At 41.8% G+C, this 12,878-nt stretch carries 11 protein-coding genes; 4 read left to right on the top strand and 7 right to left on the bottom strand.

Going from position 1 to position 12,878, the window contains the following annotated elements; all coding sequences use genetic code 11:
* Nucleotides 1-11: 11 nt before the first annotated feature.
* Genes WCM76_02900 through WCM76_02890 form a run of 3 tightly spaced genes read right to left on the bottom strand, consistent with a single transcriptional unit; the run spans nt 12 to nt 2,834 of the window.
* A complete protein-coding gene (locus WCM76_02900) occupies nt 12-884 on the bottom strand; it encodes an HlyD family efflux transporter periplasmic adaptor subunit (protein ID MEI6764560.1) in 873 nt (290 codons plus the stop codon).
* A 58-nt stretch (nt 885-942) separates the two neighbouring features.
* On the bottom strand, nt 943-2,217 hold the full coding sequence (locus WCM76_02895) for a TolC family protein (GenBank protein MEI6764559.1): 1,275 nt from the start codon (nt 2,215-2,217) through the stop codon (nt 943-945).
* Nucleotides 2,218-2,222: 5 nt separating this feature from the next.
* Complete coding sequence (locus WCM76_02890; protein MEI6764558.1) at nt 2,223-2,834, bottom strand: TetR/AcrR family transcriptional regulator; 612 nt, start codon at nt 2,832-2,834, stop codon at nt 2,223-2,225.
* 216 nt (nt 2,835-3,050) lie between these two features.
* Between WCM76_02890 and mrdA the strand changes: the two genes are divergently transcribed.
* The 4 genes from mrdA (at nt 3,051) to WCM76_02870 (ending at nt 7,005) form a co-directional block, all read left to right on the top strand.
* Entirely contained in the window at nt 3,051-4,868 is a 1,818-nt protein-coding gene (gene mrdA / locus WCM76_02885) for a penicillin-binding protein 2 (protein MEI6764557.1), read from the top strand.
* Between the two features lie 5 nt (nt 4,869-4,873).
* Nucleotides 4,874-6,136 (top strand): rod shape-determining protein RodA, encoded by a 1,263-nt coding sequence (gene rodA, locus WCM76_02880; GenBank protein ID MEI6764556.1) that lies wholly within the window; start codon nt 4,874-4,876, stop codon nt 6,134-6,136.
* Between the two features lie 455 nt (nt 6,137-6,591).
* Nucleotides 6,592-6,741 carry a hypothetical protein gene (locus WCM76_02875; GenBank protein ID MEI6764555.1) on the top strand — a complete coding sequence of 50 codons (150 nt, stop codon included), beginning with the start codon at nt 6,592-6,594 and terminating at the stop codon, nt 6,739-6,741.
* An 18-nt stretch (nt 6,742-6,759) separates the two neighbouring features.
* Nucleotides 6,760-7,005, top strand: coding sequence for a hypothetical protein (locus tag WCM76_02870; protein MEI6764554.1), 246 nt, complete (start codon nt 6,760-6,762; stop codon nt 7,003-7,005).
* 80 nt (nt 7,006-7,085) lie between these two features.
* Here WCM76_02870 and WCM76_02865 read toward each other — a convergent pair whose 3' ends face one another.
* The 4 genes from WCM76_02865 to WCM76_02850 are packed head-to-tail and all read right to left on the bottom strand — an operon-like array spanning nt 7,086 to nt 12,793.
* Nucleotides 7,086-7,883, bottom strand: coding sequence for a UDP-2,3-diacylglucosamine diphosphatase (locus WCM76_02865; GenBank protein ID MEI6764553.1), 798 nt, complete (start codon nt 7,881-7,883; stop codon nt 7,086-7,088).
* A gap of 1 nt (nt 7,884) precedes the next feature.
* Nucleotides 7,885-10,947 (bottom strand): M1 family metallopeptidase, encoded by a 3,063-nt coding sequence (locus tag WCM76_02860; protein MEI6764552.1) that lies wholly within the window; start codon nt 10,945-10,947, stop codon nt 7,885-7,887.
* A gap of 12 nt (nt 10,948-10,959) precedes the next feature.
* On the bottom strand, nt 10,960-12,147 hold the full coding sequence (locus WCM76_02855) for a thioredoxin-like domain-containing protein (protein MEI6764551.1): 1,188 nt from the start codon (nt 12,145-12,147) through the stop codon (nt 10,960-10,962).
* Nucleotides 12,148-12,163: 16 nt separating this feature from the next.
* Nucleotides 12,164-12,793, bottom strand: a complete 630-nt coding sequence (locus WCM76_02850) for a hypothetical protein (GenBank protein MEI6764550.1) — start codon at nt 12,791-12,793, stop codon at nt 12,164-12,166.
* Nucleotides 12,794-12,878 lie beyond the last annotated feature (85 nt).

Genomic DNA, 12,878 nt, shown 5'->3' with positions numbered 1-12,878 from the left:
CGCTAGAGTATTTACTTAAATTTCACTTCGCCCGGCATACCAATTTTTAAGCTGCCGTCATTTTTCACACTTATTTTTACGGCATAAACCAGATTCACCCGTTCTTCTTTTGTCTGGATTATTTTAGGTGTGAATTCCGCGGTTGAGGATATCCAGCTTATGGTTCCTTCAAGCGGCGCACTGTTCTTCCCATCAATAATAACATCGGTTTTTCCGCCGATTTTTACCGAAGGCAACTGCTCTCCACTAACGTATACACGTAGCTCCAGGGTGCTGAGGTCGGCAATTTTGTAAAGTGCTTTTCCGACGGTTGTTACCTCGCCAGCTTCAGCGTATTTATCAAGAACGGTTCCGTTGACAGGATTCAGAACGCGGCATTTGCGCAGACTTTCGTCAACCTGAGCAATCTGTTTATCAATGCTTGCCATATCGCTGACCACCGGCGCATTCTGCGTTTCTATGGAGAGAATTTGCTTATCAACCACGCTAATTGCGCCGTTGATGTCGTCAAGCTGTTTTTTTGTTGCGGCTCCGTCCTTGTAAAGTTTTTCAATCCGGGCTTTATCAACCAGCAGATTTTGTTTCTGCTGTTTCTGGACATCAATTTGTGAAAACACACCGGCAGAGCGCGAAGCCACAGAAGCTTTCTGGGCTTTCATTTGTTCCTTTTTCAGGAACAAATCTGTGGTATCAATCAATGCCGCAATTTCGCCCTGTTTAACGACACTCCCTTCATCCACATTAATACTCACTATTTTTCCCGATGTTTCTGATGAAACGATAACCTCGGTTGCCTCAAAATTTCCGAATGCGTCAGAATTCTTTTCTTTACTATTGCAGGCTGTAAGTGCCGCCATTGTAGCTAATAAAAAATATTTTTTCATGTCTTTATCAAATTACAGTTTATTTCTTTAGAATTATTTTTTCGGCGCTCTGAATTTCTTACAGCTTTCCGGTATCACTCAGGAAACTTATTTTTGCCATTTGTTTCTGAATTTTATGCAATTCAAGATTCAATGCGGCCTGCAGTTCATTGTTCAGCTCCGTGATGTATTCTGTTGCCGTGATAACGCCGTTTTCGAGTTGTGCTGATGATGTTTGTGTTATTTTTTTTCTGAGTGCGGTAATCTCCAAATCCTTTTCGATGAGTTGTGAGTACTTCTCAATATCGCCAATATCCTTACGTGCATTTACATTAACATTCTTTATGAAGGTTTCTTTTTGGGTTGTGACAATCTCTTTCTGAAGATCCGCAATTTTCTTTTCATTTTTTGATAGGTTCCAGTTCCAGACGTTCCAGCTCACTTTCGCTCCAAACATATACCAGTCATTGAATTCATTCGAGAGCATATTCAGTCCCGGCCGACCGTAGCCTAACTGCCCGTATGCGGAAATCTTAGGCATCAACCGAGTATCTGCAATTTTTTTTGATGCATCTAGTTTCACCATTTGAAGGTCGTACAGCTTCATTTCCGGACGGTTATTTTCTTCGGTACCGGTATTTACCGCCAAATCCGGAATGCCGCATGCGGATCCGGCAGGTATTGAAATTCCCGAAAGTTCGCCAAGCATCTCCAGCGCCGTGTTTTTCCCCATTCGTATTTCTATCATTTGCTGGTCACTTTTCAGGAGCTCGGCTTTCAGCACATCTGCATTGCTCGACAGTAAAATATCACCTTCTACGCCGGCTTCCACTTTTTTAAGTTGTGCGCGTATCTGTTCCTGCGCATTCAGCAGCAGGCGTTCATTTTCCTGAAATAGCAGCACACTGAAAAATAACTGGTTTATACGTTCTTTCAATCGTATTATCTCAACTTCAACACCCTGCTGATCAACTTGCAAACCGGCCTGTTCAAGATGTTTCTGGGCTGAGGATGCGCCACCATCCCACAATGTTTGCGATACATCTAGTGTAGCCTTGTAGCTGTCTTTATCCAATCCCGGAAGCTTTATCATGGGTATCTGAACAGAGGTAACATCAGACTGATAACCCGCCTGTCCGTTAAGATACACCTGAGGAAAATAGGCCTTTGTGAGATTTTTAATTTTGATATCGGTAGCCTGTGTCATCAGGTCTTTCTGGCGGGTAATAGGGTAATTGGCTTGCGCGTGTTGGTAAAAATACTGCAAACTCAGGGTATCCTTACTCTGAGCATTCATGCAAAATGGCGACAACAGCATCAGCACAAAAATGGATTTTTTTACTTTCTGTATCATTCGGATTACTTTTTTATTAATGCATTTGTAATGAACTTATATACTTCCTCTTTTCGTTCCAGCAAATAGCTTTCATATGCTTTTTCATCGCCATTAAAAATAATGGCCTGTAAAATTGGGCGAGCCACAAACGGGAACAGGCACAGTCCGATAATATTCGGCACCAGATGCTTTGCGTCCATTTCAACAATATTTCCTTTTTTCGCTTCAGATTTCAGAATCTTAGAAATGATGTTGGGGTCGACGCCTGTATTTTTTATTATCTGAACAATCCTTCCGGGGTTACGGTGAAGCTCGTGGAGCACAAAAATGGGCAGGTGCGGATTTTTAGTGAGCATATTGATGTAACTATCAATAAAGATTCTGATTTTTTCAAGAAATGGTATGTCTGTCATCATCACTTCTCCGACTTTCGGCAAAAACTGACTGAACGCTTCGGTAAAAATTGCATCAAACAGCTTGTCTTTGCTTCTGAAATAGTAATGAAGCAAGGCTTTATTAATCCCGGCTTCTGTTGCAATTTCCTGCATACGTGCCCCGTCAAATCCATTCTTCAGGAATACCCTCTTGGCGGCATCCAGTATTTTATTTTCGGTATTTATTTCCTGTTCGACCATGAAAACACATAATTTTAATTAAATGGTTTAATCAAATGGTTAAACCAGACGGCAAAGATAATACAACATGCATTTCTCCCACACTTTTCGTTAAAAAACTTTCACTGATATTTCTCAGTTTAATATTTTGGACGGTTAAAATTTTCAAAAAAGTTTAGACCGCAGGTATGATTTTTCAAATTACCTTTGCTCACTATATTCTGAACAGAACCATCGGTGAAAAAAACATATTCAGGCAGGCGTTACGTTATATCTATTGTATTTCTTGTAATCGGGTTTATTTTTATTGTCCGTCTGTTTTACATTCAGGTAATTGATACCAGTTATAAATATTTCGCCGACAATAATGTACTTCGATACAACACCGAATACCCTGCCCGCGGGCTCATTTACGATGCAAAAGGCAGGCTTCTTGTTTTCAATGAAGCTACGTATGATCTTGTGGTAATTCCGTATCAGCTGCCGGATAAAATGGACACCGTTGAGTTTTGCAAACTGACCGGTGTTACAAAAGATGTGTTTATCAGGCGTGTGAAGGCCGCGAGTAATTATTCGCCCTATTTGCCGTCGATATTTGAAGAAAAGATTCCACGTGAAGTGTATGGTATGCTGCAGGAGAAGCTCATCAGTTTTCCCGGATTCCGGGTACAGGCACGTACCATCCGCAATTATCCGCAACCAATCGCTTCGCATGTACTTGGCTATATCTCGGAAGTTACTCCTGATATGATTAAAGAAGATGATTATTACCGTCCGGGTGATTATGTCGGAATCAGCGGTATTGAAAAATCATACGAGCGCGAACTGCGTGGCCGTAAAGGCATTAAGGTAATTATGGTTGATGTTCACGGCCGCGACAAAGGAAGTTATATGGACGGGAAGTTTGATCTGGAAGCGAAAGCCGGTCAAAACCTGTTCACCTTTATTGACCTCGATTTGCAAACTTATGGCGAACAGCTCATGCAAAACAAACGGGGTGCAATTGTGGCAATTGACCCTTCTACCGGAGGTATTCTTGCCATGGTTTCCAGCCCTTCGTACAACCCGTCGTTGCTGGTGGGTCGCGACCGTGCCGCTAATTATTTCACGCTCTTGCTTGATAAAAGTCTGCCATTGTTCAATCGTGCGCTTAACGGCAGGTATCCTCCCGGCTCAACATTTAAGCCGGTTATTGGACTAATCGCCGAACAGGAACAAGTTATTACGACTTCCACATTGTTTCCATGTTATGGTGGTTTTCCGCTCGGAAACGGAAAAATGGTAGGCTGCCACAATCATGCTTCGCCTCTGGCATTAGAAGCAGCTATTGCCTATTCGTGCAATGCCTATTTCTGCAAAGCGTTTAAAAACATCATTGATAACAAGAAGTACAGGAGCACCCGAGAAGCATTCAACGTGTGGCGAAAGTATATCCTGAGTTTTGGACTCGGAATAAAACTGAGATGTGATGTGCCAAATGAATCTGCAGGCTATATTCCGACCGATAATTATTACGACCGTGCATTCGGAAAGAACCGCTGGCGTTCACTTTCCATCATTTCAATTGCAATTGGTCAGGGCGAGATTCAGCTCACGCCCCTGCAACTGGCAAATGTTGCGTGTATCATTGCAAATAAAGGATGGTTTTATACGCCTCATGTAGTTAAAGCGATAGGCAACCTTCAGAATTTAAATGCACGTTATACTAAAAAGAATCAGACATTGGTAAACCCGATGTATTTTGGACCGATAATAGACGGAATGGCCAATGTGGTGGAGGCCGGCACGGCTCACAACGTGAAGATGGACAGCATTACCGTTTGCGGAAAAACCGGAACGGCACAAAATTCAGGGAAGAATCATTCTATTTTTATGGCATTTGCGCCCAAAGAAAATCCGAAAATTGCGATTGCGGTTATTGTTGAAAATTCGGGATACGGCGCTACGTGGGCAGCTCCGGTAGCCAGCTTGCTGATTGAGCGTTATCTCACCGGGAAAGTGAAACGCCTTGACCTTGAGCAGGAAATACTGACAGGAAAAACAACGAACCAGTAGGGCTGATGAGAGAACCGAAAAACATATTCTCCAATATAGACAGAATCGCGCTGCTGTTGTTTGTGCTGCTTGTAGGCATCGGCTGGGTAAACATATATGCTGCCGCATTCAACGAAGAACACCGCAGTATTTTCGACCTTTCGCAGGAATACGGCAAACAATTCATCTGGATACTTGTTGCGTTTCTGCTTGCATTTTTTATCATGCTCATCGATCCAAAATTCTTTTCCACCTTTGCCTACCCTATCTATGGATTTACCCTACTGATGCTTGTGTTGGTATTATTCCTTGGCAAAGAGGTGAACGGTTCGCGCTCGTGGATTTATTTTACTGAAACCATACGGTTTCAGCCATCCGAATTTGCCAAATTTGCTGTTGCACTCACACTTGCCAAATACCTCGGCGATTCCGGAATTTTAATACAGGATTTTCGCACAAGAGTGGTTGTAATTGTTTTGATGTTAATTCCGGCAGCACTGATATTGCTGCAAAACGAAACCGGCTCCGTGCTTGTCTTTACTGCATTCATTTTTGTTCTTTACAGAGAAGGGCTTTCGGGCAATGTTCTGATAACGCTGTTTCTGGCTATTGTTGTTTTTATGCTGACGCTGCTGCTGAATATTTATATCATAATCGGAACCATCGTAGTTCTGGCTATTGTTATGTTTTTCTTTATTCGCCGCAGCAGAAAAAATATTCTCGTCTTCAGCGGGCTTGTGGCGGCTGCCCTTATTTTTGTGCTTAGTGTAAATCTCATGTACAGCCGCGCACTCAACGAACATCAGCGGAAAAGAATTGATGTTTTGATTGGTAAGGACACTGATTTGAAAGGTGCAGGATACAATGTAAATCAATCAAAAATTGCAATCGGTTCCGGAGGACTTTTAGGAAAAGGTTTCCTGCATGGCACCCAGACAAAGTACAAATTTGTGCCGGAACAGAACACCGATTTTATTTTCTGTACCATTGGCGAAGAATGGGGGTTTTTCGGAACCACTGTCGTAATTGGATTATTCTTGATATTGCTGATTCGGCTGATGTTTCTCGCAGAGCGGCAGCGGTCTATGTTCGGTCGGATTTATGGTTATGGCGTGGCATCCATACTCTTTTTTCATCTCATTATTAATGTAGGAATGACAATTGGACTTGCGCCTGTTGTAGGTATACCCCTGCCCTACATCAGCTATGGAGGTTCATCCATGCTTGCCTTTACAATTCTTCTTTTCGTATTTCTGAAACAGGACGCAAACCGCCTCAATATAATCTGATTTTCCAGTCTTCTTCTTGCCAGAAAGTGTTTGCTTCTCCACGTTATCAAAGGTTTGACTGAAATAGAGCCACGGTACAATCCCCACCAGATACCGTTACAGGAAAAGCAACATCAATAGAAATACAGAATGATAATTCACCATGCCACCGAAATAGTTTCCCAGGCTTAAGATGAATATACACATCATAAATGCCAGTTTTCATGTAATTTTATTCCCATTTTGGGATTTTTTAATATGCAATAATATGATTATTGTTTGATTTTCAGTATAGTTAATTTTGGCATGAAAATATATTTCATTTTTTACTTGACTTTTCAATTTTTGATTGTATCTTTGTAATACATTTGTTCTTTGATTTTAAAATCCCGGAATCAGAACTCAGTTAACAATACCTGCCCGCCTACTTTTTACTTTCCGGGATTATTCAATAACCGGTAAAAAAAATAAGCAACATGAAAAATGCTATCGAATTACTCAGGCAGGCATTAATTAAAAAAACAGGTTTCAGTAACAAACAGACGGATATCTTACTGAAACCGGTTATTATGAACCCGGCAAGCAGTCGGGCATTGATTAACAAAAGAGAGAGCTTCTATTTGTAACAACCGAAAACAACTGTCATGAAAATCTTCAAAAATAAATCGGCATTTTTTTCGCGAAAAAATATGATTCGCGTTCTTATAGTAAAACTTTTTCAGATATCGCTGCTCACCCCGGTAAACGCACAAATAACATTGGTGCACGAAACAGGAAACAGTCACGGCATCACACACACAATTAGTCCGGCAATTGCACATGCGAACGGTATTTACCAATCGCCAAAAAAATCAAATATAAACAACGCTGCAGAAAACTTCACTAACTAACACTTAAGCGTTCCACAAAATTTTCTAAAACATGGTTTGGGGTTAATGAAGAAGGGAGTCGCCGGAGCGCGGCTCCTTTTTTATAAGAAGTTGACCACCTGTTTTTCGAAGCGTTTCAGCTCAAAGTGCCCACCGTCTAAGACGCCGTAAGTGAAATTGGAAATCCAGTCCCCCAGGTTGATATATCTGGAGTTTTCGGCAAGCTTAATATCAAGAGGCAGGTGTCTGTGACCGAAAATAAAATAATCAAAGTGTTCTTTTGCAAGAAGTTGTTTTGTATAGACAAGCAGGCGTTCTCCGTCTTCGCCTCTGAATACCTCATCGGTATTGCCACGAGCCACACGGCTTCGGCGCGAAAAGAACAGTGCCATACCGACGCCAACCCGTGGATGCAGCCATGCAAACAACACCTGACATATTCTGTTTGCAAAAACTTTTTTAATGAATTTATATCCGTAGTCGCCCGGGCCCAGACCATCGCCATGCCCAATCATCATTTTTTTTCCGTTAATCATCCTGACGATAGGCTTACGGTATACGGGCATTCCCAATTCTTCGGTAAAATAGCGAAACACCCACATATCGTGGTTTCCGGTAAAATAATGAACCTTTATTCCTGAATCGGTAATAGAAGAAAGAGTACCCAACAATCTCGAAAAACCTTTCGGAATAACGGTTTTATATTCGAACCAAAAATCAAAAATATCGCCGCAAAGATAAATTTCGGCAGCATCCTTGCGGGCTTCTTCAAGCCATGCCACAAAAAGCTTCTCGCGCACCAGACTGCTTGCGGCATCGGGCACACCCAGATGGCAGTCGGAGGCAAAATATATTTTACCGCTGATATTCTCGTTCGTTATGGTTGTTTGTTCCTCCACCTCAAAAATCAGGATTTTTAATCAGTTCCAACGGATTCAGCTTTTTCAGATTCAGCGTGAACCGTATCTTCTCAGGGTAATGTGTTTCAAATAATTTCCCGGCACTTTTTAAATCTTCAGAAAGCAACATCGGGAAATAAATATCAAAGATATTATTAATAATAGAAAGCTGCACACCTGCATCATATGAAAGGGCTTTTGAACCAGTGAATGCATGGGCGGCATTGCGGTAAGTACCGAAATCTGCATAGAGTTTAAACGGAAGTTTCCCGGGCAGGGATGTTTTCAGATTTACGGCAAAGAGCCAGTCCCAAGTCATTCCAACAGCTGTTGCATATTTAAAACCGCCATCGGTTTCGGAAAATTGATTTGAACATGGTATATTGGCGTCGTTGCGACCAAGGTAAATATTGTCGTACATATAATCCTGATAGCCCGACTGTCCGCTTAAATGAAATCGAAAATCATAAACACTGTTCGTCGGTCGCATAAGGAAAGTGCCGTAGAACAAGCGAATATCAAGACCTTTATTCTTTGAATACACGGCGCGGTAGTTGCCTTCCACAAAAAACTTCGCCATACCTTCGCCTGCCTGAATGGTTGCCGTTGCATTGAAAGGGTTGACCGGTGTCTGTTTCCCGATAAAATAAGATAATTCGTAAATGGAATAATTCTCATCAGTACGCTCAAGCGTATAGATATTATAGGGTAATCCCGACGGATCACCCAGCCCTTCCCCGATTTTTACATACTCATACGACTGTTTATATAAACTCACGTCGCGCAGCCGGATATGCTGCTTCAGCCTGTTGCTGGCTGATTTTGGCACGATGTCTATACCTATTTCAGGCGAGAGTTTTACATAGTGCATTAAGAACGGATAATCATTGTAATGATAACGCGAAGCATACATACCAATGCGGATGCGCTGAATCCGAGACTGCCGGGGCAGAATACTGTATCCGATATTCGCACTTCCCGAAATTTCTTTGCTTCCGGTTGAATACAATGGCATCAGCAGATAATCAAATTTACGCGGAAACAGCGGGCTTGAATACAAGGCAATGCCTGCCATAAAATGGTCATATTTATTCCAACCTATAACCGGTGCAAAAAATATTTCCGTTTTATCTTCATGCGGAACAGATGCAAACAGCCTGAATGCAGGGGGTTTCATGCGTTTCAGTATTCCGCTGCGGCGAATGGAATTATTTTTACGATTGGACTCAAGCATTGTATAACCCGCGTCAATCCTTACTTTATCGAAATCGATAAAATGAACAAACAAGGCACGTTTTCCTTTAAACCCATCGAACCATTGTGTTGAAATAATGGAATCTTTAATCATGGACGACACCGAAAAAGGTCCTTCAATATCGCCTGAATTCTTTATTGTAACCTGCCATGCATCGCCTGTAAAACTTTGGGGGTCCATGGTTTTCTTTATGTTGCAGATTTTATAATCAGGCTTTTTGCATGATGTAAGCAGGTCGTCGAAAAACCATTCCGATTTTTTTCCTGTCGTTGAAACGAATGATTTCCTGAAATCTTTAGCATCGGGATGCCGCAATTTCCATGTTTCAAAATACTGCTTCATTGCTTTATCAAATTCCGCAGTACCCAGAGAATTCATTAACCACAGAAATGACATCGATGATTTCATGTAAACAACAGAGCCGTAGTTAAGAGATGAATAGGCTGTTGATGTAAGATTTGCGGCCTGATCATTATTCCTAAGAAAAGAAAACAACCACGGAAGATCACTCATTGCCTGCTGGGGCGCCTTGTCCAGAGCAAAGAGTTTTGCAATCCATTTATACAAGCCCTGACTATCATATAATTTCAATTCAGGATGCGTATCCATCATGTAACGCTGTGTATAAAAGGAATTCATGCCTTCATCCATCCACGGTTCATTACGTTCATTGGATGCAAGTATGCCATAGAACCAGTTGTGCCCGACCTCATGAACAATTACTTCTTCAAGTGAAAGCGCACTGCCCGCATCTCCGATAAGGGTAATGGTGGGATATTCCATACCTCCGCCATACGAAGGATTTTCAACAGCGGAACAAACGTTGTAAGGGTATTCTCCAACCTTTTCGGAATAATAGGAAACGCTGCGGTTCACGTAATTAACGGCTTTATCCCACAATTTTGCATTTTTATTATTAAAGAAAACCCTGGTGGTAACTTTCCGTCCTGACGGAAGTACGACTTCGCTTTTCCGTACCTGATAAGTCTTATCGGCAAACCAGGCAAAGTCATGAATATTTTCTTGATGATAGCGGAGTGTTTTTGTCAGCACCGATGATTCAGGAATTACCTCATCTGTTACTTTTTTCGAAGGCGTTGCAGGCAAAGGCCGGCGTGCAATACTGTCGAGCCAGTCAAGTTCGCTCAGTGGCGATATGAGATCGCCGGTAGCAGCAACCACATAATTTTGCGGCAGTGTAAGGGTAACGTCAAACGTACCGAATTCAGAATAAAACTCACCCTGATCGAGGTAGGGAAACGTATTCCACCCATTGTTGTCATATACCGCCGGTTTCGGGTACCACTGGGTTATGTAATAAGCCTGTCCGTGATGCCCCATACGCGAAAAGCGAACATCGGGAATATCAACATGAAAAGGTGTTGTAACAGTTATTTTTCTCCCCGGGCAAAGCGGCCTGTTCAGATGAAGTACGCAGATATCTTTGTTTCTGGCGTCAAATTCATAACGGGCGCTGGTATCATTCACTCTGAATTTCAGTCCGTCGATACTGCCAAGATCGTCGTTATCAGCAAAATAAAAGTTCCCATTCCCCTGCGAAAGAAATTGTTCGGACATTGCAGAATGCTTATCTGCGTAGCCATTTGGCCACAGATGAAACCATATCTCATGAAGAGTATCAGGACTGTTATTGGTATAATCTATACGTTCAGTTGCATCGAGTTCATGTGAGCTGTCGTTCAAAGAAACCGAAATGGTATAATCTGTTTTTTGCTGAAAGTAAGACTGGGCAACACATTGCAGCGATGCTAAGAAAAAAATAAAAATGGAAATTCGTTTATCAAACATTCAACTATGTTTCTAATTTTTAAACTGCTTCGCAAGGTATTCGGGCAACTGCTCGGCTGTTATACCCCGTTTCAGGATGCGGCCGTCCTTTCCAATCAACAGAGCATGCGGAATATTTTTGATACAATATGTTTTAACGACAGGCGAATCCCATTCGAGCAAATCGCCGACCTGCAGCCATTGCATTTTGTTTCCGCGTACGGCATCTTCCCAGGTTTGGCGCTCTTTATCAAGAGACACAGCATAGATTTCAAATCCCTTGCTGCGGAATTTTTTATAAAGATATTTATACGTATCAATGTCTTTTTGCGAAGACTTGCTCCAGCCAGCCCAGAACCATACCAGCACAACGCGGCCCTTGAGCGACGACAAATTGCACGTCACTCCGCCAATATTTTTCAGATAGATATCAGGCGCCACCAGTCCCGAATCCAGTTTCTTTTCGGCAAGTTTTTGTTCTTCGTCATTCTTGTATATCTGCAACACCCGGTTATGTAGTTCAAGCACGTATCCGTTAGCGGGATAGAGGGCTGTTAAACGTTTATCCAGTTTTTCAAAATATTCGAAATGATCGCGTTCATTCAACACTTTTACCCGTCCAAACACCTGATAAATGGCCATGAGCGAAGCAAGCGACGAGTCATTTTTATCGATGAATGCTTTGACAAATTTTTGCTGATCAAGAAAAATCAGGGTATAAGCAGAGTCTATTTCTTTTTTAATATCCGCAAAGCGTGAACTATCCTGACTTTTATTCAGAATATTTTCAATAGAATCGACCTTTCGGTAATTAATACGGGTGTGGGTATTAAGTTCTGCAAGCAGCGCTGATCCGGGAGAACCGCTGACATTATATTCGCGGGCAAGCTGCTGGAAGTTACCTGACAGCTCAATAATTTCGCCCGGATTTATTAACAGCGTTATAAAATTATCGGCAGCTGCTTTCACAAGATAAAACGAAGGTGCTGTTGCTTTTACTTTAAATGAAAAAGCGCCGTTTTCATCTATGATGGCTGAATCACGAGGGATAACACTATCAACGGTTAACTGCACCAGGCGGAGCATTTCGCCTTTAGTGTTTTTAAATTTACCGTGTATGGTAAACTCATTTTTGACACGGCTTTTATTGTTCCCGCATGAAGCAATAATCAGACAGATGGCTGCTATCACAAGCAGACCGGAATTTCTGGAATATCTCATTGTAAGCTCTTATTCTTTATTTTTTCTCCGGATTTGCAACAGGCACTTCAAAATTCAATTTCTGAGGTGTATACGTAATTACCACCGAACCTAAACGCGTTCCTATTCCCATTACAGGTGAAACCACCATCAAATCGCCGTTTTCACGGTCGGATATCTTTATATCATTGTTGTTGAGAATGGCGTCTGCGAAAATATTGCTGCATGCCATTCCTTTGTATTTAGCATCTGTTGATTGTACAACATTTCCGGAATTATCAACATAGAGTGCTTGTTGTATGTTCGGAATTTTAACCAGCTCTGTCATATACATGCCAACATTCTCGGCGTTGCCTCGCTGAATTTCGGAACGGACGGCCCACGAAAATACGCGGGAAACAGAAATCAGATTTCCGCGGTTCATTTCGGCCACTTTTGCATTTGCCTTTTCCTGCATTGCACTGATTTCTTTTTCGTGGTCTTTTTTCAGATTGTTTATCTGAATATCCTTTACAAAATAAATAATTACAGGAACGGCAATAATTACAAAGATGAATATCAGCCAAAGAATGAGCCGCACATGGCTTTTTTTCTTCACCTCCGGTGTGCCGGTTGTATCTGCAGCATTTTGGGCAGGGCTTTTTTTATTATCAGGTGTTTGTGTCATGACTGTTATGTTTTTGTTTTCAAATCAAAAATACAAATATAATATCACGTTTGGGTGAATTGTTTTCACTGCTGAATGTAAAACA

The sequence above is a fragment of the Bacteroidota bacterium genome, from assembly GCA_037133915.1.
Taxonomy (GTDB): domain Bacteria; phylum Bacteroidota; class Bacteroidia; order Bacteroidales; family CAIWKO01; genus JBAXND01.
Note: the sequence above shows the minus strand (reverse complement) of the source record. Positions and strands in the feature narration are given on the sequence as shown.

Bases quoted from the DNA above. Each gene is read 5' to 3' on its own strand.
- WCM76_02875 (MEI6764555.1), top strand. From the start codon at position 6,592: ATGAAAAATGCTATCGAATTACTCAGGCAGGCATTAATTAAAAAAACA.
- rodA (MEI6764556.1), top strand. From the start codon at position 4,874: ATGAGAGAACCGAAAAACATATTCTCCAATATAGACAGAATCGCGCTG.
- WCM76_02870 (MEI6764554.1), top strand. From the start codon at position 6,760: ATGAAAATCTTCAAAAATAAATCGGCATTTTTTTCGCGAAAAAATATG.
- WCM76_02900 (MEI6764560.1), bottom strand. From the start codon at position 884: ATGAAAAAATATTTTTTATTAGCTACAATGGCGGCACTTACAGCCTGC.
- WCM76_02890 (MEI6764558.1), bottom strand. From the start codon at position 2,834: ATGGTCGAACAGGAAATAAATACCGAAAATAAAATACTGGATGCCGCC.
- WCM76_02895 (MEI6764559.1), bottom strand. From the start codon at position 2,217: ATGATACAGAAAGTAAAAAAATCCATTTTTGTGCTGATGCTGTTGTCG.
- WCM76_02860 (MEI6764552.1), bottom strand. From the start codon at position 10,947: ATGTTTGATAAACGAATTTCCATTTTTATTTTTTTCTTAGCATCGCTG.
- WCM76_02855 (MEI6764551.1), bottom strand. From the start codon at position 12,147: ATGAGATATTCCAGAAATTCCGGTCTGCTTGTGATAGCAGCCATCTGT.
- WCM76_02850 (MEI6764550.1), bottom strand. From the start codon at position 12,793: ATGACACAAACACCTGATAATAAAAAAAGCCCTGCCCAAAATGCTGCA.